We start from the raw sequence: 23,377 nt of genomic DNA, 5'->3' as shown, positions 1-23,377 counted from the left end.
AAGGGATTACCCCAGTTGACCGTTGCCTAAATGCTTGATTCTACGCTTAACTTCTTCCTGTTTACCGGCGTTGAACGGGCGAGCATCCGGGCTGCCGAGATAGCCGCACACGCGGCGCGTGACGGAAACGCGTGCCGAATCGTGGTTGCCGCATTTCGGGCAGGTGAAGCCTTTGCTGGTGCACTCGAATTCACCAGTGAAACCACACTCATAGCATTCGTCGATCGGCGTGTTGGTGCCGTAGTAAGGCACGCGGCTGTAGCTGTAATCCCACACGTCTTCCAGCGCTTTGAGGTTGTGTTGCAGGTTCGGGTATTCGCCGTAGCAAATGAACCCGCCGTTAGCCAGTGGCGGATAGGGCAGCTCGAAGTCGATTTTCTGGTAAGGGTTTACCTTCTTCTCTACATCGAGGTGGAAGCTGTTGGTGTAATACCCTTTGTCCGTCACGCCCTGCACGACGCCAAACTCGGCGGTATCCAGACGGCAGAAGCGGTCACACAGGTTTTCACTCGGCGTGCTGTACAGGCTGAAGCCGTAGCCCGTTTCGTCTTTCCACTGCTCGGTAGCATCTTTCAGACAGGCGATGATGGCGATGGCTTTGGCACGCAGCGTTTCGTCATCAAACACGTGCGTTTGGTTACCGAAGAGGGCATTAATCGTTTCATGCAGGCCGATGTAGCCTAGCGAAATGGAGGCGCGTCCGTTCTTGAAGATGTCTGCAATGCTGTCGTCTGCTTTTAAGCGCACGCCGCAGGCACCTTCCATATACAGGATGGGCGCAACGCGGGCTTTCACACTTTCCAGCCGTGCAATACGTGTCATCAGCGCTTTCTTCGCCAGCGCCAGACGCTGATCGAGCAGTGTCCAGAAGCGGTCTTCATTGCCTTCGGCTTCCAGCGCAATACGTGGCAGGTTCAGGCTTATCACGCCTAAGTTATTGCGACCGTCATGAACCTGCTGGCCGTTTTCCTCATAAACACCGAGGAAACTGCGGCAGCCCATTGGCGTTTTGAACGAGCCGGTGACGTTGACGACCTGATCGTAGTTCAGGATATCCGGGTACATACGCTTGCTGGCGCACTCCAGCGCAAGCTGTTTGATATCGTAATTCGGATCGCCTGCTTTGTGGTTCAGGCCATCGCGAATGGCGAAGACCAGTTTCGGGAAGACCGCCGTTTTGTGGTTTTTACCCAGCCCGGCAATGCGATTGCGCAGGATAGATTCCTGAATCAGACGCGATTCCCAACTGACGCCGAGCCCGAAACCAAAGGTGACGAACGGGGTCTGGCCGTTAGCGGTGTGCAGCGTATTGACTTCGTATTCCAGAGACTGAAAAGCGTCGTAGCACTCTTTTTCCGTGCGGGTCAGGGCATAGTTGTCTGCATCTGGAATCTGCCACTCTTCTGCTACGGCTTTATGTTTTGCATGGCTGGCGGTGACGAACGGCGCCAGAATTTCATCAATGCGGTTAATCGTGGTGCCGCCATAAATGTGGCTGGCGACCTGAGCGATAATCTGCGCGGTGACGGCGGTCGCGGTTGAGATCGACTTCGGTGGCTCAATTTCCGCGTTACCCATTTTGAAGCCGTTGGTCAGCATGCCGTTCAGGTCGATCAGCATGCAGTTAAACATCGGGAAAAAGGGCGAATAGTCGAGGTCGTGATAGTGAATCTCGCCGCGCTCGTGCGCCAGGACCACATCACGCGGCAGAATGTACTGCTTGGCGTAATGCTTGGCGACGATACCCGCCAGCAGATCGCGCTGGGTGGGAATGACTTTACTGTCTTTGTTGGCGTTCTCGTTCAGCAGCGCCATGTTGCTCTGCTCGACCAGACCGCGAATTTCCTGATTCAGCCGACCGTGGCGTTCACGTGCGATGTCTCTGTCGTGGCGGTATTCGATGTAGGTTCGCGCCAGTTTTTTGTAATTGCCGGACATCAGCAGGTTTTCGACGGCGTCCTGAATCTCGCGGATATCTACGCGCGATTTGTCCTGCATTTGTTGAGCGACCGCACAGGCCACAGTTGCGCAGTAATCTGCATCATTGACACCGGCTGCATGTGCCGCGCGTTCGACCGCCTCTTTGATACGCACTTCATCAAAAGGCACCTGGCAACCGTCCCGTTTAATCACAACTGGTTTCACGTTTTCTTCCTCTGGAAAGGTTATCCACAGGCAAAAGCCCTACCCGACAAGGGTTACAGAGGGCTGTGGATGACATTGTGGATAAACACTATATGTAGGTCGTGTTTATAGGATAGGCACTATATATTGAAATTGCGTAGGGGTGTTTGCGCTTTTATCGCTGCAAAATTGATGTAGAGCAAAGAAATTCCCACCTAGTAGATAAATCGAACTTGAACAACATTTGACCAGATTGAGTGCGGGGGTCGCGAAGGCTTACACGGCGTGCTCTGACGGTCTGTCGGGCATTTTTTTATGGTAAGTGAGAGGGGTGATACAGAAATATCTGAAATACCCGATACCGTTTTCGGCATTCGTCGTCATGCGTGACGCTGACTATCGAATGCCGACGAGGAGGTGCATATTACGGTTGAATATCGGGGAACGGAGGAAGCTGGCGGAAAGTATTCAGTAGCCCTTCCGACCAGGCTTTACGGATCGTCGTGAAGTAGGCATTGTTTTCCGTAATGCGTTGCTGTTCAGTGCTGGCAAAACTGCCGGTGCGGTAAATCATGACATCCAGTGGCAGACCGACCGACAGATTACTGCGCAAGGTGGAATCGATAGAAATCAGCGCACAGCACATGGCTTGTTCCAGAGGGGTATCCATCGTCAACACGCGATCGATGATCGGTTTTCCGTACTTACTCTCGCCGATCTGGAAATACGGGGTATCCGGCGTGGCCTCAATGAAGTTACCTTCAGGGTAAATATGAAACAGCCGATGTGTTTCACCGCCAATCTGGCCGCCTAGCAGCAGGTTGCAGCCGAAATTGGTATTGCTGCCGTTCTGCTGAACGCTGCTATCGCGGTGAATCACTTCTCGCACGGTTTCCCCGAGCAACATCGCGGCGTCATACATGGAGTTAACCTGCATGAGATTTGGCGTATGCTGCGCGTCAATACGGGCGTTGAGCAGGCTGATAATGCTTTGCGTTGTCGCCAGGTTTCCCGCGCATTGGATCACTAACACGCGTTCATTCTCATGCTGGAAAACATAGAGTTTCTTGAACGTTGCAATGTGATCGACGCCCGCATTCGTGCGGGAATCGGAGGCAAAAACCAGGCCGTCAGACAGACACATGGCGACACAGTACGTCATAAGGTACCTTTTCGTTAAAAATTCTACTGTTGCTGCTGTACCTGCTGTTGCCGTTCAAACAAGCGGACTTCAGCTTCTGAAAACATCTCTTCGCATCCCCCTCCCAGCCGCGTACCGCGAACCGGGCAGGCATCCATATAATCCATTCCTACGGCCAGCCACAGATGCTGATGGAGCTGTCGGGTACTGTTGGTAATATCAAATCCTTGCCAGTATCCGTTTAACCACACTTCCGCCCAGGCGTGCATGGCGACATGGTGGGTATCCTGACTGTACACGTAGCCGCTCACATAGCGTGCTGGAATACTCAGGCTACGGCAGCAGGCGAGAAACACATGGGTGTGATCCTGACAAACGCCTTTCTGCATGGCAAATGCCGCCGCCGCGGTATCCTGCACCTGCGTTGCGCCGGGAGTATACGGCATTTTCAGCCGTAATTCCGCCATCAGCGTATTCAGGCTTTCCTCCGCAGCATCTGGACGGTAATAGCGTTGTGCAAACGCTCGAATCTCGCCGTCAGCTTCGGTCAGCGGCGTCGAGCGTAAAAAAACTAACGGTGACAGCCCATCCTGTATTTCGGGACTTTCTGCTGCGCCGCTGTCGAGAAGATCGACAACACCTTCCGCATGAATCGTAATGTCCTGATGAGGGTGATCGAGTGTCAGCACATGCAGTACATTACCATACGCGTCGGTGGTTTGAACCGCTGAGGTGGGTAGTGTCAGCTTCCACTCCCGTATTTTCTGATGGGCAGAGTTTTGCGGCGTCAGGCGCAAATACTGGGTGCTGAACTTCACTTCTTCATCGTAGCGGTAGTGGGTGAGATGGTTGATGGTGAGTTTCATAGCGCCTCCAGATAGGTATGACGAATGCTGTCTGCCAGTTCGTTGATTTTAATAATGAAATTGTTGAGGTACGTGGATAAATCCTGCGCCAGAATGTCGTCCAGCGTGCTGAAACGTAGCTCGACGTGTAGCAGATGAGCGAGCCGATGTGGCACTTTGGCGCGTTGGCTGCCGATGGCTTCCAACTGAAGCACCAGATCGCCGATGCAGGCGTGCAGCGAACGTGGGACGTCCTCGCGCAAGACCAGCAGTTCGGTGACAGTTTCTGGGCTGATCGGCTGGCGATAGATGCTGTGGTACGCCTCGCGTGCGCTCACTGCACGCAGCAGGGTATCCAGACGATAATACTCGCGTACCGGGTCGGGATCGTTATTGAGCTGTTGGTGTTTCACCTTCAGCAGTTGTGCGGTCGCATAGGCGCGCTCAATCAGTGTGCCAACGCGAATGAAGCACTGGGCGTCATTACGCAGCAGGGTGCCGAACATCGCGCCGCGAAACAGGTGGGAGCGCTCCTTCACCCAGTCAAAGAACGCATCGATCCCGACATTATCTACCCCCTGATGCCGCAGATTACGAATATCGATGCGGGTTGCGTTAATACATTCCCAGACCTCGGAGGACAGGCTGCCGCGCACGGCGTGTGCGTTGTTCCAGGCCATTTCGATGCAGTTGTAGATGCTGCTGGGGTTCTGGCTGTCCAGCGCGAAGAAATTCAACAGGTTATTCATTGAAAAGCGGGTGTAGCGCTGCTGAAAGAGTTCGTGTGTGGCGGTCAGATTCAGGGGCAGAGCCAGATCGCGCTGCTGCTGGCTGTGGCGCGGCATCATCGAAAGCTTGTAGGTCACATCCAGTACACGGGCGAGGCTTTCTGCCCGTTCCAGATAGCGTGCCATCCAATACAGTTCACTGGCAGTACGGCTTAGCATGATTCATCCTCCTCCATGACCCAGGTATCTTTGGTGCCGCCACCCTGTGAGGAGTTGACGACCAGAGAACCTTCCGTGAGGGCGACACGCGTCAGACCGCCGGGAACCAATCGGATTTCTTCACCGCTCAGGGCGAAAGGCCGCAGATCGATATGTCGGGGAGCCAGACCGTCCTCGATGAACGTTGGGCAGGTGGAGAGCGCTAAGGTTTCCTGACCGATATAGTTGTTCGGGTTTGCGAGCAACCGCTGGCGGAACGTTTCGATTTCCCCACGCGTGGCCCGTGGGCCGACCAGCATGCCGTAACCGCCTGCGCCGTGAACTTCCTTCACGACCATGCTATCCAGATGATCGAGTACATAGCGCAGATCGCTGGGGTTGCGGCACTGCCAGGTCGGAATATTGTGGAGGATCGGTTCTTCAGACAGGTAGAAACGGATCATCTCAGGGACATAGGGATAGATGGATTTATCGTCGGCGACACCGGTACCGATGGCATTCGCCAGTACGACGCCGCCAGCACGATACACGGACAACAGGCCGGGTACGCCGAGCATCGAATCCGCGCGAAACGCCAGCGGGTCGAGGAAGGCATCGTCCACGCGGCGATAAATCACATCCACCTGGCAGGGGCCTTCCGTGGTGCGCATATACACGGCCCCCTCTTTCACGAATAAATCCGCGCTTTCCACCAGCTCGACACCCATTTGCTGCGCCAGAAAGCTGTGCTCGAAGTAGGCACTGTTGAAGCGCCCCGGCGTCATCACGACCACGGTGGGATCGTCAACGAGCGTGCTTTCACGCAGCGTCTGAAGCAGATAGCTGGGATAACGTTCAACAGGCGCGATATGTTGGCTGGCAAACAAATCCGGGTAGAGCCGCATCATCATTTTGCGATTTTCCAGCATATAGGAGACGCCGGATGGGGTACGCAGGTTGTCTTCCAGCACGTAGTAATGGCCGTCGCTGTTGCGCACCATATCAATCCCGGTGATGTGGGCGTAGATGTTGTTGTGTAGGTTCACACCCTGCATACAGGGCTGGTACTGCTCATTGGCCAGCACCTGTTCACTGGGGATAATCCCGGCCTTGAGTATGTGCTGATGATGATAAATATCGTAGAGAAAGGCGTTCAGTGCCTGTACCCGCTGACGGATGCCGCGATCGAGCAACTGCCATTCGTGGGCAGGAATAATGCGCGGTACGCTGTCGAAGGGAATTAAGCGCTCGGTGCCTCCTTCCTCGCCATAAACGTTAAACGTAATACCCACGCGGTGAAACAGCAGTTCTGCCTGCTCTTTCTTCTGTTTAATGGCCTGTTGGTCGGTTTGCTGAAGCCATTGCCAATAGGAATTGTAATGTTGACGTTGTTGGCCTTGTGACGAAAGCATCTCGTCATAATAAGGCGCAGATGGAAGTTGCATTTTTATCATTGTCATCCCCAGGCAGCACGCTTAATAGCGATAATAGGACAATGCATAAAATGCGCCATTTTGAGAAAAGCGTGATCTAGCCAGAGGGGAAGAGGATTTTTTCCTCTAATTGGTGCGTAGCAAGGAAAGTCTGCACTGAGGGGGGAGAATAAAGACGCTAAAAATCAGCAAGACGCAGCCATAATGGTGCGTCTTGAGAAGAGAACGATCAATGATGGTGCTTAGCGACGGACGGCGATCGCTTCGATTTCGATTTTCACATCTTTTGGCAGGCGGGCAACTTCAACGCAAGAGCGAGCTGGGAACGGAGCGTCGTGCTCGTTGAAGAAGGCTTCATACGCGGTATTCACCAGGGTGAAGTCGTGCAGGTCTTTCACAAATACCGTCGTTTTCACGATATCGGAAACTTTCAGGCCAGCGGCTTCCACAATTGCCTGTACGTTTTCCAGCGACTGACGCGTTTGAGCAGTAATGTTATCTGCTACCAGACCGCTTTTCGGGTTCACTGGAATCTGACCGGACGTGATGATCATGCTGCCGAGGTCGACGCCCTGAACATAAGGGCCGATGGCGGCAGGGGCGTGCTCAGTGCTGATAGTACGTGACATGGTATCTCCTTGATGGGGGCGTAAAAGGAACGCGGACGCAGCCATTATTCAAAAAAGCCCCGCCGCAGGCAATGTTCATCGCGGGGCAAAGCAGAAAACTAGCGATCTTGCAGTACGGCCTGACGCTCAAACTCTTTCTCGCAGTACTTACACTTCAGGTGAACATCGCCATCGCGCTGTTTAACGCTGAACGACGACGACACCGGTTCGCTGCGGCTGATGCAGTTGCTATTCGGGCAAGTGAGCACGCCAGTAATGTGTTCTGGCAGCGTCGGCACCAGTTTGCGCACCACGTCATAGTCATCAATCTGATTGACGGTCGCCTGCGGTGCGTAGATCGCCAACTGGTTCGCTTGCTCTTCGGTCAGGAAGATATTTTCGATCTTGATCAGATCTTTGCGCCCAAGGTGGTTGGACGGCAAGTTCAGGCCGATGGTGATGCGCTGGTCTGTCGCGGTCAGTTTAAACAGCGTCAGCAGTTTAAAACCTACCTGTGCGGGAATATGGTCGATCACCGTGCCACGTTTGATCGCTTCAACCTGTAATTTATTATCGTGTGTCATGATGGTTTCTTCCTCTTACAGAACCAGTTCGCGATTCAGGACCAGCGCCAACAGCGCCTGACGAGCGTAAATACCGTTGCCCGCCTGTTGGAAATAATAAGCGTAAGGCGTGGTATCCACATCGATGGTGATCTCATCGACGCGCGGCAGCGGGTGCAGCACTTTCAAATTCGGGCGGGCGCTGTGCAGGTCAGCCGCCCGCAGGACAAACTGGGATTTGATGTTGATGTACTCGGACGGATCCAGACGCTCTTTCTGCACGCGCGTCATGTACAGAATATCCAGCTCACCGACGACTTCGTCGATGCTGTTGTGCAGGCTGTAAGCAATATTCTTCTCTTTCAGCATGCTCAGAATGTAGTCCGGCATCGCCAGCGCGTCTGGAGCGATGAAATAGAAGCGGTTGCCTTCAAACTTCGCCAGCGCCTGCGTGAGTGAATGCACGGTGCGGCCATATTTCAAATCACCGACCATCGCGATGTTGATGTTGTTCAGGCGCCCCTGCGTTTCCTGAATGGTGAACAAATCGAGCAGCGTTTGCGTCGGGTGCTGGTTCGCACCGTCACCGGCGTTCAGTACCGGAATGCCGCCGGAAAACTCGGTCGCAAGGCGGGACGCGCCTTCCTGCGGGTGACGCATCACGATGGCATCAACATATTGGCTGATAACGGAGATGGTGTCGGCCAGCGTTTCGCCTTTTTTCCCCAGCGAGGTGTTGTTGCTGTCGGCGAAGCCGACGACGGAGGCACCAAGACGATGCATCGCGGTTTCAAAGGATAAACGCGTCCGGGTTGAGGCCTCGAAGAAACAGCTGGCAATCACTTTATGTTTTAACAGCTCAGGCTGAGGCTTGGCTTTCAGGCTGGCGGCAACACGCAGCGTCAGTTCCAAATCTTCCCGACTGAGGTCGTTAATCGAAATAATATGCTTTTGATAGAGCGGATTGACCATGGTGTCTTTCTCCTCACGAGTAAACAGGAAATGTCGTATCTGACTGCCCGAGCTGTCGGCAAAAATGCCTGATTCGCTTTTTGATGCCACAACGTGACGACCTGTAAAGGTTGCCGTCGTGGACGATAGGGCACAAAAAAAAGCCCCTCATTGAGGGGCTTTCTTAATGAAATAATTGAGCAACGGAAAGGAAAACGCTGGCTGGCTGCCGGATGGCAGTTGTGGTTGAGAACCAACATAAGCAGCGGATTTTTTGGTGTAACGGTGCATGACCCCTCCCGGCAAACTGTCGGGAATTATACGCGCCGACTAGGCTATTTCAAGCAGAAAACGTGGTTTTTTACGCATCGCAATCGGTTGCGGATAGGGTGCGGTATGCATAACGCTCGCGGGTGGAAGAGGGGAGACTGAGAAGAGTGATGGGCAGTTCACTTTTTCGTATTAACGCGCTGGCGGGTGTCACATTTGGAGAGTATAAGGATTATAAAACAGAGTTTCATTTTTTCTATCAACGAGGTTTTTATGATTACTGGCAATGTCCACCACCTTGAACTGGTTCCTTATCTGCCTGCCAAACTGCGTGAAGCAATTGAATACGTGAAGAAAAACATTACGGCGGATACCCCGCTGGGCAAGCATGATATCGAGGGCAACAGCGTGTTTGTGCTGATCTCCAACGACAGCACCGATCTGCTGGAAAAACGCCGCGCCGAGTATCACGCCAAATATCTGGACATTCAGATTGTGCTGTCCGGCGTGGAAGGGATGACGTTCAGTAACCTGCCTGCGGGCAAGCCGGATACCGATTGGTTGGCGGATAAAGATATTGCCTTCCTGCCATCGGGTGAACAGGAAAAACAGTTTGTGATGCAGGAAGGGGATTTTGTCGTCTTCTTCCCAGGTGAAGTACACAAACCGCTGTGTGCTGTTGGTGAACCGGCACACGTACGCAAAGCTGTAGTGAAAATCGACGCGTCGCTGGTGTAGGATTTTTGTGAACAAGGAACGTTCAGCCATAAAATGGAAGAAAATGATGCCTCAGATGCCTCTCGGTGGTTTTCCCCTTCTACAGAGTGGTAAAGGAAAAACTACGTAAATACCGCAAGGCATAGAAAAAAATAGCCAGTCAGTTGCTTAACTGACTGGCATTATTAAGAAAATGATTTTCTTGCTAGAAAACCTTATGACCTTTCGATTATAGGTATATTATTACTTTAATTTATGTAGGATGTTTTCCCTGGCATTGGCCTGTCACAGACTTTTTATTCTATTTCAGTTTTTATAAACAGGTGCATATCAGGTACGGCATATTTTATGTAGGGTAATTTTAATGTAGGGTAATTTTAATGTAGGGATACACTGATGACACAAATTACGTTACCTGACAGACTAATCGCAATGTTTGAAAGCGATCCTCTTGTCGGCTGGGCAATAAAAGACACAAATTCCCGTTTTGTTTATGTCAATAACACCTTTAAAACCTGGCAAACCATATCAACTCGTTATGATTATGAAGGCTTGAACATTAGGGATATCCCTGTTCCTGTCGCCGAATTTTCAGACATTTTTAATCAGCAGGAACGAGAGATAGAGCGTACTGGTAAGGCGGTGAGAGCCATTACAACGCATATTCAAGGCACGGAAAAAATAATGCAGCCTGCCTACAATATTCAGGAGCCAATCTATGATGAACATCGCAACTGTATAGGCACAGTTATCAGCGTCAGGCATGTTAGGATCATCACACCGACCTCGTTGCTAAATGGAACCATAATTCAACACTCCACCTTCGAGCCCCCTTCTACAATATTTACTGAGAAGGAATGGGAGGTTATTTACCTGCTTGTCTGTGGGATGATGCTTAAAGATATAAGCAGCATCCTCTCAATCACCGTCGATGCTGTTAACAGCAGACTCAGAAGCTGCTACAGAAAAACAGGTTTGAATTCAGTATCAGGCCTAAAGGAATACTGTAGAGATAACCGATTTGATAACTACATCCCGCTGTTCTTTCTGAAAAAAGGACATATCATTATCAGAGGTTAACCTGATGGACCCAGATTTGACTCCTGTTGAGTATTACTTTGATAACTCTTTGTTTGGCTGGGCAATAAAGGACTGTAACTCTCAGTATGTTTATGGCAATAAGATGGCATGTCAGTATTTCGGCGTAACAGAAAATAAACTTGTAGGCTGTCTCGACACTGACTTAACGCCCGATATCAGCGAGCACTACGGTCATATACTGTATGACGACCAAAAAATATTGACCACAAATGAAATGAGTATTGTCCTCAAAACATTTGATTACGGAAGACGAAATAGACTCAGGTCTTTTCTGGTGGAGAAGCGTCCTTGGCGGCTCAATGATGGCAATGACGGGATTGTTTGCACCTACATAGAAATCACCAATGTTTACTTTTCAACCTTTCTTATGCCATGCGAAAGGAAGCCCATTGTGTTCACCCGACCGGCAAATATTTTTACAGACAAAGAGTGGGAGGCCGTTCTTTTACTGCAGAGCGGGGTAAAGCAGAACCGTATTCCGGACATACTCGGTATAAGTTCCTCAACGCTTCGTAACAGGATAACGCGTTGCTGTGATAAAGCAGGAGTGGCAAACAGCACCGCCCTGATCCAACACTGCAACCAAAAAGGATGGGATAACTACATACCTCCTTTTTTTCTGATAAAAGGGCATGTATCGATTACCTGAGGGGCTGTGGTTCGAGCCTCTCATGTCAAAATTACGGGAAAGGACTCTAAGCCGAGCAGTTAAGGAGCAGTTGAACGATCCAACTACTGTGTAAGAATCCACAAACGTGCCTTGCTTTCGGATTTTTTATGTACATTGCTTAGGCTCTCGACCTTGTTTCCTGCTACGACGCTACCCGTAATCCTCTGACCTCTTTCGGTGATTTTCTTGAGCCTGAATTGATTGAGCCTGAATTGATTGCGCATTGTCCCGCACTCACTGGGGCTGCTAAATGCCCGGAGTCAGGCGAGAGAACATCGACACGGGATAATCCCACTGAAAAAGAGCCTTCCCACCTCTGATCTGTTTTTAAAACATATCAAAGGCAGGATAAATCTTAATCTTGCGCTAGCGTAGCGACCATCACCGCTTTGATGGTGTGCATACGGTTTTCCGCCTGATCGAACACGATGCTGTGCGCGGATTCAAAGACCTCGTCCGTGACTTCCATTCCACCGTGCAGACCGTATTGTTCTGCCATTTGTTGGCCCATCGTCGTCTGATCGTCGTGGAAAGCGGGCAGGCAGTGCAGGAATTTCACCTGCGGATTGCCCGTCGCAGCAATCATCGCCGCGTTCACCTGATACGGCTTCAGCAGCGCGATGCGCTCCTGCCAGGTCTCTTTCGGTTCCCCCATGGAAACCCAGACGTCGGTATAAATGAAATCTGCGCCTGCGACGCCCGTAGCGATATCTTCCGTCAGTGTGATGCTGCCGCCAGTTTGCTCTGCCGCGGCCTGACACTCTGCCACCAGACCAGCATCTGGCCAGCAGGCTTTTGGCGCAACGAGGCGTAGATCCAGCCCGGTCAGCGCTGCTGCTTCCAACATGGTGTTGCCCATGTTATTGCGCGCATCGCCCACGTAAACGAGCGTCATTTCTGACAGCGGTTTACCCGGCAAATGTTCCTGCATCGTCAGCAGATCCGCCAGTAGCTGCGTAGGGTGGAATTCGTTCGTCAGTCCGTTCCAGACTGGCACACCGGCGTATTGCGCCAGCGTTTCGACAATCTGCTGGCCATAGCCGCGATATTGAATGCCGTCGTACATTCTTCCCAGCACGCGAGCGGTATCTTTGATGGATTCTTTATGGCCGATTTGGCTACCGCTTGGGCCGAGATAGGTCACTTGCGCGCCCTGATCGTATGCAGCAACTTCGAAAGAGCAGCGAGTACGAGTCGAATCTTTTTCGAAGATGAGTGCGATGTTTTTACCTTGCAGGCGGCGGACTTCTGTCCCGTTTTTTTTATCGGCTTTCAGTTTCGTTGACAGGGCTAAAAGATTGGCAATTTCTGCGGGTGTAAAATCCATTAACCTTAAAAAATGACGCTTGTAGAACGGTTGCATGATGTACATCTCCATGTGGCTCAACATCATTGGTTGAATTAAAATTCACTTTATATGTGTAATTATTCAAATTCAAGTGGTGATATCAAACTTTGTGGTGGAGCAAGCCGCAGGGCTGTGGGACAATAAGCAATATTACGTCGATTAATGAGGACTGAGGCATGGCAAACCGCGAATTACTGGAAGAGCAACGGGAAGAGACACGCCTGATCATTGAAGAACTGCTGGATGATGGCAGCGATCCTGACGCGCTCTATACCATTGAACACCATTTCTCTGCTGAAAAGTTTGAAGTGTTGGAAAAAGTCGCTGTAGAAGCCTTCAAACTGGGCTACGAAGTGACGGATGCGGAAGAACTGGAAGTGGAAGATGGCGTGTTGCTGATGTGCTGTGATGCCATCAGTGAAGTTGCGCTGAATGCGGAACTGATCGACGCACAGGTAGAACAACTGCTGGCGTTGGCAGAACGCCACGGTGTGAATTACGACGGCTGGGGTACCTACTTCGAAGATCCAGATGGTGAAGGCGAAGAAGACGGGGATGATGAAGATTTTTATGACGAAGACGATGACGGCAAGCGCCACTAAGTCATTCATCTCAAAGTACACGCCTCACTGAATGCCGCAGGAATACCCTGCGGCGTTTTTATTTGCTTTTACAGCACCTTCAGCATCGTTACTTCACAGTCGGTGTGGCCTGTGTTGCCCATTGAGTGGGGAATCGGCTCGAAGCCCAATGATTCATACAGGCGGATCGCGCTGGTCAGGTGACCCGTCGTTTCCAGATAACAGCGGCGAAAGCCGTGCTGACGCGCAAAATCAAGCGCTTGTATCGCTAATTGGCGCGCCAGCCCTTTGCCCCGCGCGATGGGTAAGAAATACATTTTCTGCAATTCACACACATCTTCGTCACCCGCGACCAGTGGTGCAATGCCGCCGCCGCCCACGACACAGCCTTCGTATTCAATTACCCAGTAAGCGCTTTGCGGCTGGCTATAGAGGGCAAACAGCGCGTCCAGATTCGGATCGGACACGGTGTAGCCTTTATCAGCCGTCAAACCAAATTCAGCAGAAACCTGACGGATGACCCGAGCGATAGCGGCATCGTCCTGCGCAGTGATTGGGCGTACCTGAAGCTTGGCGGAGGTCGCGGTTGTCATAATACGTACTCTTGTTCTTACGGTTTACGAGGGGAATGATCCTGGCCGATTGTAATACCATTTCAGACCACATTGATGCAACGTCTATACCTGTCAGGCCGACGTTACGGATATGTGAGTTTCTCTATGGCTTTCCCTATTCCTTGTAATTTACAAGTATATAAACTTGTTTAATTGCTGTTAACTTTTATTGTTGTGATTAACAGGACATGCTTAAATAAGCCGCTTTTTGTATGCCCATAACGTGTCGAATGATGCGTCTATGAGGCTTATTTCTTTTAGGATGAAAGGTTTATGACAATCAATACTTCAGAAAATAACACGCAGCATCGCGTGAAGTTTCATGGTAAGGCCGGGGAATATTTTGCAATTTGGTTGGTGAATGCGTTATTAACGGTCATCACTCTGGGAATTTATTCTGCCTGGGCTACCGTACGTCGCCGTCGTTATTTTTACGGCAACACGGAAATTAACGGTGACCGTTTTGATTACCATGCAGATCCCATTCAGATTCTCAAAGGGCGTTTGCTGGTTATCGCTGGAATCATTCTGTTTTATATCATATTGGCGATGTCACCCACGCTCGGTACTATTATCGCACTGGCATTTGCGGCACTTATTCCAATTATTGTGATCCGTAACTGGCGTTATAACGCCATTATGTCCAGCTACCGTGGCGTCCGTTTTAACTATGATTGCCAGACTGGCCGCGCGTATTGGGTATTGCTGTTTTGCCCTATTCTGCTGATGCTGGCTTTTTATATCGCTCTGGTTGTTGTGGTCATGATCGGTATGCAGAGTAATAGCCCTATTCTGATTGGGTTCATTGCACTGGCGATTGCTATTCCAGGGTTTGCTGCGGTAAACGGCATCATGAAAATGATGCAGCTTGATTTCTATGTGAATAACCTGTCCTTCGGGAAAACCGCGTTTAAAGCGGAATTGACGAAAGCGGCATTTATTAAATTCGCCTTGGTTAGCTTGCTGATTTTTGTGCCTTTCCTGATCGCAGCGCTGTCGTTCATGAGCTCCTTCATTTTCACGCTGTTCCAAACCATTATGATGGGCGGCGGCAATGAAGATCTCATACTGATGATGCTACTGAGCAATGCCTTTAATTTTATTATGATGTTCATTGTGGCGCTGCTGGGCGTGCTGGTTTCCAGCAGCTATCTGGTAGTCGCACAGCGTAATTATCTGTTTAACCAGACGTCGCTGAATGGTGATGTGAAATTGCACTCTTCCATGCAAACGCTGTCTTACATGGGGCTGCTGATAACCAATAGTCTGATCACTATTTTCTCTTTGGGTTGGGCTGCGCCAGTAGCAGAGATTCGTCACGCTCGTTATATCGCGAATGCAACAGCGGTTGAAGGCGATCTGGCACTGCTGCACGTTCAGGCACATCAGGACACGGCAAACAGCGCACTGGCCGAAGAAGCTGTGCAGGCGCTCGATTTAGGCGTCGGTCTGTAAGTTATATACTCTAAATAATTCGAGTTTCAGGAAGGCGGTAAGGGAAGGAATCCCGATGAGCTTACTCAGGTAAGTGATTCGGGTGACAAATCTGCCGGGAGCAGATTTGAACGCTGCGTGCAGCGGCCCTTCAGGGCGAGGCCCACGACGGGCCGAGTATTTGAGCGTAGCCAACGCACATGCAACTTGAAGTATGACGAGTATAAGGCAGGAATATGAATATTGAGGGGCATTATCAATACCCCGGATTGGCGGCCCGCGTGGCCGCTTCTCTTCATTTAGCGGACAACGGTTCGATGATGGTGCTGAACACCGGGTCATCAAACACGACATTTTCGCTGGAGCAGGTTACGGTTTCCGATGCGTTGGGTTCCATTCCTCTGACGCTAACGTTTCCTGACGGTGGCCGCTTTGTGCCTGCCGACGATCCCACCTTTCGTGCATGGTATTCCGCCCGCCGCCGTCCGGGGCTTGTCCATCGTCTGGAGCGCCATAAGCGTGGCGTCATTCTCACGCTGTTCGCCACGATCCTGATAGTCATCAATTACGTTTATGTCGTGCTGCCGTGGGCGAGTTCCGCACTGGCGCTACGTATACCTACCGCCATTGAGCAGCAGTTGGGGCAACATACGCTGACGCTGTTGCGGCACAGTGATTTTACGCCTTCCAAGCTGCCTATTGAACGCCAGCAGGCGATGCAAACGCTGTTTCAACAGGTTATGCCTGCAGACATGCGGGAAGATAAAACGCCGCTGCGTCTGGAGATCATGTCTGCGCCTATCGGGCCGAATGCCTTTATGCTGGCAGATGGCACGCTGATTATCAGCGATGATCTGGTGACGCTGGCGAAAAGTGATAACGAGTTAGCTGCGGTGATGCTGCATGAAATGGGGCACCACGCCTACCGCCACCCAATGCGCATGGTTGTTCGTTCATCGCTGGTATCGCTGACGTTCATGTGGATGACGGGAGATGTCAGTGGCGTGGGGGATACCGTGTTGCAGTCTGCCGCTTTCATCAACGAGATGCAGTTTTCCCGTGACATGGAACGGGAAGCCGACGCGTGGGCAATAGCAGAAATGCAGCAGCAAGGGCGTTCGCTGCAATCGATGCAGGCGATGTATCAGGCTCTCGTCGCTAACGACCGCAGTCATGATGAAGTGGAATCGTTGGATTTGCCCGACTGGCTGAGCACGCACCCGGATATGGATGAACGACTGAAGGTGATTGAAAGAGAGATGAATAAGCACTGATTCTCAGCGTCCGATTCTCAACTCTTGATTCTCAACCCCGACCTAACCCCTGTCTAATGTCGATCGTGTGTGGTGATATCACACACGATCCTTTCCTCGCTAGAAATATGAGTAAAAATCCATTTTTTGCTGTTTTTATACGCGCCTATTTCACGCTGGGAGTATGGGGAATGTGGTAAAGCACTTAGGCAGGGAATTCGTTAAATATCATCCTATTAAAAACTGTCTGTAGAATCTTTCGTGATAAATAAAAAATTCAGAGAATAATCTCTTTTTATTATTAGTCCGCTCATGTTTATTGGGATTTTTCCTAATAGACATTAGAATCGCGGCTTCACGACTTCATGATTACCGCAGAGTTATTTATGATTAATCGAATACTATCAGGGGTGGTGGGCGCATTTCTGTTAATGCTGTCACCATTAACGCATGCACAGGCCAATTTCCCAGAGCCCAAAGAAGGCGACTGGATTGCGCCAGAGTTTACCTTCAACAGTGGCGAAAAATTAAAAGATCTGCGTATTCACTACTACACGATCGGCGATAAAACCAAGCCTGCCGTCTTATTGTTGCATGGAACGAACCAACCGATTAAAGCGCTGCTCGCAAATGGCTTTGGCGGGGAACTGTTCGGGCCGGGTCAGGCGCTGGATAGCAGCAAATATTTTATTATCATGCCGGAGAGCATTGGTTCTGGAAAATCTTCCAAACCGTCAGACGGCTTACGGATGAAATTCCCACAGTACGATTATAACGATATGGTGCAGGCACAATATCGCTTAGTCAAAGAAGGGATGGGGATTAACCACCTGCGCCTGGTGATGGGATATTCCATGGGCGGCATGCAAACCTGGCTCTGGGGTGAAAAATACCCGGACATGATGGATGCGCTGGTGCCAATGGCATCGCTGCCGAATGAACTATCTGGGCGTAACTGGATGATGCGCCGCATCCTGATTGAATCCATCAAAAACGATCCGGTCTGGAATAATGGTGATTACACGCAACAACCGCCAACGTTGAAAACGGCCAGCATTATGTTCAGTATCGCCACCACTGGCGGCACGCTGGCGTATCAGAGCAAAGCACCAACGCGTGCACAAGCGGACAAGCTGGTTGAAGATCGTCTGGCTGCGCCTTCTAACAGCGATGCCAATGACTTTATTTATATCTGGGGTTCGTCCGCGAATTATAATGCGGCACCGGAACTGAATAAAATTAAGGCTCCCGTTCTGGTGATTAACTCTGCGGATGATGAGCGTAATCCTGTTGAAACAGGCATCCTGGATAATGAGCTTAAGAAAATTAAGCAGGCAACGCTGTTCCTTATTCCCGCCAGTAAAGACACCAGCGGGCATGGCACAATGATGTCGGCGAAGTTTTATAAAGATGAGCTGCAACGTTTCTTAGAAAAAAATCAGTCTCAGAAAAATAATAAAAAATAAATCCTAATGACCGACAGGAAGTCTATTTTCTGTCGGTCATCGTCTTCTTTATATGTTTATTTATACGCTTCTTTATTTTATTACGGTTTTATAACGAATTTATTTCGGTTCGTGGGTTTAACACGTCTGGAAATATAACGACCATTACGTAAATAACTGAACGGCTCCGCTGTAGAGCTGGCGCTCACCCTCTCTTATTTCAGACCACAGGGACAATTTATGTTTCGTAAGATAAAGATCCGTACTGCACTCAGCATGATGGTGTTTTCGTTAGCGGCGTTACTGCTTTTTGTCGGCGTTCTAGGGTTGGTTGCGGTTCAGTCAGGAAATAAATCATTTGCCCGTGTGGATATGGAAGTGCTGCCAGGGCTGGTTGCGCTGAATGACAGCTCTGAACTGCTGTTGCGTGGTCGGTTGGATTTGCGTCTGTACGAATCATTAATGGGGAAAGGGGATGTCGAGGCGGCGAAAGTCGCACTGGGCCGTGCCCGAACTAAAGTTGATGGCGCCAGCGAAAAATGGCAGGAATACCTGAAATACCCGCAGTCCGACGAAGAGAAAGTGATTTCCGCGGATATGGCCGAGAAGCGCAATACGCTGATGCAGGACTTTATCGATCCGGCATTTGCGGCGCTTAACGCAGGAAATCTGGATGAATATCGTCAGCGCGCTGGGAAATCGACGGTGCTGTATGCCGCGTTTGATAAATCCTCTAAAGCGCTGGTGGCCTTTAAGCTGAAGAGCATTGATGAAGCCTATGCGGATTCGAATGGGCGTGTGAATCTGATGGAGACCATTCTGTACACGGCGATCGCCTGTGCACTACTGCTGGCGGCGCTGGCCTGGTCTGTCATGACAAATATGATTGTGAAACCGCTGAATCAGGCTATTTCCGTTTTTGATCGCATTGCTGAAGGCGACCTGCGTGCGCAGATTGATAGCAGCGGAAAAAATGAAATCGCACACCTGTTTGCCGCAGTGCAGCGTATGCGTGATGGGCTGGAAAACATGGTACGTGTGGTGCGTAACGGAACCGATGCGATCAGTGTCGGGGTTGAGGAAATCGCTTCCGGCAACATCGATCTCTCCAGCCGTACCGAGCAGCAGGCGGCCTCGTTGGATGAAACGGCGTCAAGCATGGAACAGATCATGTCGACGGTGAAAAACAACGAAGACAACACGCGTAAAGCCAACGATCTGGCGCAGAAAGCCTCTAATTCCGCGTCTCGCGGTGGAAATGTCGTCTCCGAAGTGGTGGATACCATGCGTTCCATCAAGCAGAGTTCTGCCAAGATCTCCGACATTGTTGGCGTGATCGACGGCATCGCCTTCCAGACTAACCTGCTGGCGCTGAACGCCGCAGTCGAATCGGCGCGTGCGGGTCAATATGGTAAAGGCTTTGCGGTGGTGGCTTCCGAAGTACGGATGCTGGCTGCACGCAGTGCGACGGCAGCAAAAGAGATCGGCACTATGATCGATGATTCTCTTAGCCGCATTGAAAAAGGCGCAGGTCTGGTTGAAGTCGCTGGCAACACCATGGACGAAGTGTTGATGGATGTGAAAAAAGTGGTCGATATCATGGATGAGATCACGCTGGCTTCCAGCGAGCAGAGCCGTGGCATTTCGCAGATCAATATCGCCATCAATCAGATGGATGGGGTGACTCAGCAGAATGCGTCCTTGGTATCAGAAGTGGCAACCTCGGCAAATGCACTTCAGGAACAGGTAGTTAACTTGCAACAGTCCGTTTCCCGCTTCCAGATCGCAAGAGAAAACATGGAGATGGATAATGTACTGCCCGGCCTGCGCCAGAACATTGCACTGGCCGATGCCCGCTAAGCGTTAACCGATCGCCATCGCCTGTTTTCGCTCATGCTGGTTGGGCAGCGAAGACAGGCGATTCATGTACGTACTCATCAATCTATAAATGGTGTGGAATCGATAAACGGCACGGGAACCGTTAACGTTAGCCAGACGCCGTTATCCGCCTGATAAAAAATGAACCCCTGCTGATGCATTTCCAGCGTCTTTATTTTCAGCACCGTAGGCTTGCCATGCCGTTGGCCGACGGTTATCGCTGTCGCCTCATCGGCAGACAAATGTACATACTGACGTGAACCGGGACGCAAACCCTGCTGATTGATTGAATCGATAAATCGGGTTGCGGTGCCGTGGTAAAGAAACTCGGGTGGGACTTTGGGCTCGTAACGCATATCGACCTGCGCTGACGAGTGTCCCTGTGCTGCGCGGATTGATAACCCATCCGCTGAAATAGAAAAACGCTTTTTGTCACTGTTATCGACGACGGATTGAATCACTTCTCTGGTTAGAAGACGCCCGTCTTTTGCCGCACAGCTAATCAGCTCGGCAATATTTGCCCATCCTCCGCTGTTCAACGTTAATCCAATGGCTTCGGGCTTGTGCCGTAAAACGTAGCTCAGAAATTTGCTGACATCAGCATGCTTCGTGTTGCTCATTGTGTTACTCCATTCCTACATCGTGCGAAGTGAATAGATTGTAATTGAAAGCCTTTTTATTCGAGCAAAAATAAAAAGCCCCGTTTTGCAACGGGGCTTTCGTACCGATCAGACTACCGTTTGGAAACCAGTTAGCGTTACAGTACGGCGATGACCGCTTGCTGTTCCAGCAATTTGGCTTTCGCTACGGCATAGCCGTCCATCTTCTCACAGTCATTTTTCTGAAAATAAGCAGTTAAATATCACCCTGATAATTATAATAAAATCAATGAAATTCATAACTGATAAAATAAATAAAGTGAATTGTTTATATGCTTGCTAATTAAATTATAAAGAAAGACAGGGGAATGCCGCAATAAGATCATTAATATGATTGAGAATAATTAAATATATAATTATTTTCTATTATTTTAAAATAAAATCAAAAAAATCATGATTATGCGTTTTTTGCTCTATATCAACATTGAATTATTCAAGAATGCATTCTATCGTTTTATTGCTATTTTAATAAAATCAGACCTGCCATAAAAAACTGTATCTATTACTGTCAATTAGGAGATTAATCATGTCAAGTGATACGTTTGCTGATCTGCAAAAAGTTTTTTTTGCTGCTTTTATTCAAGGTCTTGGCTATAACCTGAATCAACCTGCACAAGTTGTGCAACCATCACCACCGATCATCGGCGATGATGAAGATGATAATGACAAAATTCTTTGGAGTTATTTTAATACATTACCAACAAGCTCTCTTACACGGAACACTACGCTTGCATCAGGTACACAGTTTCTTTCCACTTATTCTGCAATAATGTCTTCCTTGCAGAGTCCTCCTAATAAATTCAAGGAGGAAATTGGTGAGTACTGTTTCGATGCTTTCAGCAATGCTGTTGAGAATGGTAATGCAGAAGCAACGCCTCGTGGATACCGTGATTGGGCATTCCTTACTAATAAATGCTCCAGTCATGCTAACTCTGGAGCATCCGCTTATGCTGCCATGCTTCTTGATCCCATATTTGCAGGCCAAAATAATGTTTTGCCCTATAAACCTGTTGGCAGAAAGTCAGTAGACTTTTTTCCTGACTATAACACGATGATGAAACAACTGAAGAAGGCACCGAGTCGAGAATTTACCACTGATCTTAGTATTAAAGATACAAGCTACACAAAGACCTGGAACGGTGGGGCACAGTCGGCGGTTTTTGGATTATGGTCAAACAGTTACTCTAATACTGAGATAAGCCAAAAATTCGCAAGCAGCAGTGTCCATCTTGAAGCAAGTTTTAAAAATCTATTGCCTTTCTCTGCAAATCCAGGAGATTGGTATAATTCTGCGACTCTTGGTATTGCATACAGTGAAGCAGGGACTCCGCCTTGGAGCCCAAATGGCTTGAAAACATGGAAAAATACATTTTCGGCAAGCGGAGATATGCAGCGTTTCACTACGCTTTTATTAATTGCCAACCAAATGAAGTTAGTTTATTCGACTGCTGCGACATTCTCTACAACCGAACAGAAGGAAATTATTAAAAATAGTCGTTCTGGTCTATGGCCGTTTTATCATAAATCATCCGAAAATGTCTCTGAAACCAGTGTGAATTTCGATACATCTGGGCGTCTGATGGTAACGGTTACTACCGAGAAAAATGTGCCAACTATCGTTGGAGCAATTATCGAACCAGTTGATAAGTACCTTGGTCATTTGAGAGACGCATCTCAATTGGAGCTTCGTCGCCTTATTCCGCGGGGTTAAATACAGTATTTAGGAATAGGGTACTCTTATTTGTTCAAAGTGCCCTATTTAAAATATGAGGATAATCATCAATTATGCGTAATTTTGACGATGTTCAACAGTATTTTATAGCGCGACAGATAGAAGCTATTGGCTTACCCAGCAATACAGTGAAGATATATCAGGGAGCAATTTCTCCTGCTCCTGATGATAATGCGCTTTGGGAATTGCTAGATCAATTACCATCCTCTGGAGTAATACAATACAATAACCAAGGCAGTTTCTTTGAACATTACTCCATTCTGGTTAATGCTTTGGTTGCATCCCCTAATATTCTTGATCCTATAGCCGCGGCTCAACGTAATCTTACCAACTGGGGTGAGCAACCACCAGCTTGGGAAAAAGGCTATAGATCTATGGAAAAGCAATTAAGTAGTGCCCCAAAAATCAGTTTTGAATTTGAATTACCAGTAAGCGCCTCTAGCAGTTTCTGGGGCATATGGCATAACTCTGATCCGATGGCTGGATTATCATCGGCTATTGCTTTATCTGCTCTTTCAGTGAAAGTGAGTTTCGGACACTTGCTCCACTTTACTCCCCAGCCTGATGATTGGTATACGGGGATCGCATTGAAAACGGCCTACCAAAATCCTAATAAAACCCCCCCTTGGCAACCTGATGATTTGATCTCATGGGACTCGATGTTCGGTATAACAGGTAGTTTACATCAGATAGTTACAGGTTTAATTTGTGTTAGCGATATAAAGGTTGAATATACGATTTCTGCCCACTTTACAGATCAGCACTTGAATGAAATTAAAGAGTACAATGGTGGTGGGGTGTGGCCGTACTACCTAAGCAATAAAAATGCAGTGACTAAATTTCAGATTAATACAGACGGTGATTTGCATGTATCAATCATGAGTACTAAAGGAATGCCGATTATCATCGGTGTAATCGCTAACCCGATGGCTAGTTGGATTGGTGGTCAGTAATCAGTTCCGCTATGTTTGCCCATCCTTCGCTGTTCAACGTTAATCCAATGGCTTCGGGCTTGTGCCGTAAAACGTAGCTCAGAAATTTGCTGACATCATCATGCTTCGTGTTGCTCATTGCGTTACTCCAT

At 49.4% G+C, this 23,377-nt stretch carries 21 protein-coding genes and 2 pseudogenes; 11 read left to right on the top strand and 12 right to left on the bottom strand.

The features are described from left to right. Nucleotides 1-6: 6 nt before the first annotated feature. From nrdD to pyrB, 8 genes are all read right to left on the bottom strand, one after another. Nucleotides 7-2,145, bottom strand: a complete 2,139-nt coding sequence (gene nrdD, locus AB8809_RS21210; RefSeq protein ID WP_181829941.1) for an anaerobic ribonucleoside-triphosphate reductase — start codon at nt 2,143-2,145, stop codon at nt 7-9. Nucleotides 2,146-2,548: 403 nt separating this feature from the next. After that, nucleotides 2,549-3,286 carry a proteasome-type protease gene (locus AB8809_RS21205; RefSeq protein WP_012773077.1) on the bottom strand — a complete coding sequence of 246 codons (738 nt, stop codon included), beginning with the start codon at nt 3,284-3,286 and terminating at the stop codon, nt 2,549-2,551. Nucleotides 3,287-3,309: 23 nt separating this feature from the next. Beyond that, entirely contained in the window at nt 3,310-4,131 is an 822-nt protein-coding gene (locus AB8809_RS21200) for a transglutaminase family protein (RefSeq protein WP_349856524.1), read from the bottom strand. After that, a complete protein-coding gene (locus tag AB8809_RS21195; protein WP_180778934.1) occupies nt 4,128-5,057 on the bottom strand; it encodes an alpha-E domain-containing protein in 930 nt (309 codons plus the stop codon). Before AB8809_RS21195 ends, AB8809_RS21200 begins: the two co-directional genes overlap by 4 nt. After that, complete coding sequence (locus AB8809_RS21190; RefSeq protein WP_349856523.1) at nt 5,051-6,490, bottom strand: circularly permuted type 2 ATP-grasp protein; 1,440 nt, start codon at nt 6,488-6,490, stop codon at nt 5,051-5,053. Before AB8809_RS21190 ends, AB8809_RS21195 begins: the two co-directional genes overlap by 7 nt. A gap of 221 nt (nt 6,491-6,711) precedes the next feature. Then, nucleotides 6,712-7,098, bottom strand: a complete 387-nt coding sequence (gene ridA, locus AB8809_RS21185; protein WP_012773081.1) for a 2-iminobutanoate/2-iminopropanoate deaminase — start codon at nt 7,096-7,098, stop codon at nt 6,712-6,714. A 98-nt stretch (nt 7,099-7,196) separates the two neighbouring features. Continuing rightward, the gene (gene pyrI / locus AB8809_RS21180) at nt 7,197-7,661 is read right to left on the bottom strand and encodes an aspartate carbamoyltransferase regulatory subunit (protein WP_012773082.1); all 465 of its coding nucleotides are present in this window, start codon (nt 7,659-7,661) and stop codon (nt 7,197-7,199) included. A gap of 15 nt (nt 7,662-7,676) precedes the next feature. Beyond that, complete coding sequence (pyrB, locus tag AB8809_RS21175; protein WP_180778950.1) at nt 7,677-8,612, bottom strand: aspartate carbamoyltransferase; 936 nt, start codon at nt 8,610-8,612, stop codon at nt 7,677-7,679. Between the two features lie 522 nt (nt 8,613-9,134). Between pyrB and AB8809_RS21170 the strand changes: the two genes are divergently transcribed. The 4 genes and pseudogenes from AB8809_RS21170 to AB8809_RS21155 form a co-directional block, all read left to right on the top strand. Further along, the gene (locus AB8809_RS21170) at nt 9,135-9,599 is read left to right on the top strand and encodes a YhcH/YjgK/YiaL family protein (protein ID WP_012773086.1); all 465 of its coding nucleotides are present in this window, start codon (nt 9,135-9,137) and stop codon (nt 9,597-9,599) included. A gap of 375 nt (nt 9,600-9,974) precedes the next feature. Beyond that, complete coding sequence (locus AB8809_RS21165; RefSeq protein WP_012773087.1) at nt 9,975-10,658, top strand: helix-turn-helix transcriptional regulator; 684 nt, start codon at nt 9,975-9,977, stop codon at nt 10,656-10,658. Nucleotides 10,659-10,662: 4 nt separating this feature from the next. Then, nucleotides 10,663-11,328 carry a PAS domain-containing protein gene (locus tag AB8809_RS21160; protein ID WP_181829939.1) on the top strand — a complete coding sequence of 222 codons (666 nt, stop codon included), beginning with the start codon at nt 10,663-10,665 and terminating at the stop codon, nt 11,326-11,328. A 143-nt stretch (nt 11,329-11,471) separates the two neighbouring features. Next, a pseudogene (locus AB8809_RS21155) lies at nt 11,472-11,552 on the top strand (hypothetical protein); the annotation flags it as partial. Between the two features lie 152 nt (nt 11,553-11,704). On the opposite strand, the gene argF reads toward AB8809_RS21155, so the two are convergent. Further along, nucleotides 11,705-12,712: an ornithine carbamoyltransferase gene (argF, locus tag AB8809_RS21150; RefSeq protein WP_181845804.1), complete on the bottom strand. Its 1,008-nt coding sequence runs from the start codon at nt 12,710-12,712 to the stop codon at nt 11,705-11,707. A 161-nt stretch (nt 12,713-12,873) separates the two neighbouring features. Between argF and rraB the strand changes: the two genes are divergently transcribed. After that, nucleotides 12,874-13,299, top strand: coding sequence for a ribonuclease E inhibitor RraB (gene rraB / locus AB8809_RS21145; protein WP_012773090.1), 426 nt, complete (start codon nt 12,874-12,876; stop codon nt 13,297-13,299). A 68-nt stretch (nt 13,300-13,367) separates the two neighbouring features. Here the strand turns inward: rraB and AB8809_RS21140 are convergent, their stop codons facing one another. Beyond that, nucleotides 13,368-13,871 carry a GNAT family N-acetyltransferase gene (locus AB8809_RS21140; RefSeq protein ID WP_181829937.1) on the bottom strand — a complete coding sequence of 168 codons (504 nt, stop codon included), beginning with the start codon at nt 13,869-13,871 and terminating at the stop codon, nt 13,368-13,370. Nucleotides 13,872-14,165: 294 nt separating this feature from the next. Between AB8809_RS21140 and AB8809_RS21135 the strand changes: the two genes are divergently transcribed. The 4 genes from AB8809_RS21135 (at nt 14,166) to AB8809_RS21120 (ending at nt 19,884) form a co-directional block, all read left to right on the top strand. Further along, complete coding sequence (locus AB8809_RS21135; protein WP_012773092.1) at nt 14,166-15,347, top strand: YjgN family protein; 1,182 nt, start codon at nt 14,166-14,168, stop codon at nt 15,345-15,347. Between the two features lie 215 nt (nt 15,348-15,562). After that, nucleotides 15,563-16,600, top strand: a complete 1,038-nt coding sequence (locus AB8809_RS21130) for a M48 family metallopeptidase (protein WP_180778931.1) — start codon at nt 15,563-15,565, stop codon at nt 16,598-16,600. A gap of 365 nt (nt 16,601-16,965) precedes the next feature. Then, nucleotides 16,966-18,045: an alpha/beta fold hydrolase gene (locus tag AB8809_RS21125; RefSeq protein WP_181829935.1), complete on the top strand. Its 1,080-nt coding sequence runs from the start codon at nt 16,966-16,968 to the stop codon at nt 18,043-18,045. A gap of 219 nt (nt 18,046-18,264) precedes the next feature. Then, a complete protein-coding gene (locus AB8809_RS21120; protein ID WP_194431487.1) occupies nt 18,265-19,884 on the top strand; it encodes a methyl-accepting chemotaxis protein in 1,620 nt (539 codons plus the stop codon). Between the two features lie 77 nt (nt 19,885-19,961). Here the strand turns inward: AB8809_RS21120 and AB8809_RS21115 are convergent, their stop codons facing one another. Further along, nucleotides 19,962-20,522: an RNA 2'-phosphotransferase gene (locus AB8809_RS21115; RefSeq protein ID WP_012773096.1), complete on the bottom strand. Its 561-nt coding sequence runs from the start codon at nt 20,520-20,522 to the stop codon at nt 19,962-19,964. Nucleotides 20,523-21,087: 565 nt separating this feature from the next. On the opposite strand from AB8809_RS21115, the gene AB8809_RS21110 reads away from it, so the two are divergent. Then, a complete protein-coding gene (locus AB8809_RS21110; RefSeq protein WP_012773097.1) occupies nt 21,088-22,272 on the top strand; it encodes a hypothetical protein in 1,185 nt (394 codons plus the stop codon). 74 nt (nt 22,273-22,346) lie between these two features. Beyond that, nucleotides 22,347-23,246, top strand: coding sequence for a hypothetical protein (locus AB8809_RS21105; protein ID WP_012773098.1), 900 nt, complete (start codon nt 22,347-22,349; stop codon nt 23,244-23,246). Here AB8809_RS21105 and AB8809_RS21100 read toward each other — a convergent pair. Then, nucleotides 23,242-23,364 (bottom strand): annotated as a pseudogene (locus AB8809_RS21100) (RNA 2'-phosphotransferase); the annotation flags it as partial. The gene AB8809_RS21105 and the pseudogene AB8809_RS21100 sit on opposite strands and share 5 nt — an antisense overlap. Between the last annotated feature and the right edge of the window lie 13 nt (nt 23,365-23,377).

Source organism: Pectobacterium aroidearum, from assembly GCF_041228105.1.
Lineage (GTDB): Bacteria > Pseudomonadota > Gammaproteobacteria > Enterobacterales > Enterobacteriaceae > Pectobacterium > Pectobacterium aroidearum.
Note: the sequence above shows the minus strand (reverse complement) of the source record. Positions and strands in the feature narration are given on the sequence as shown.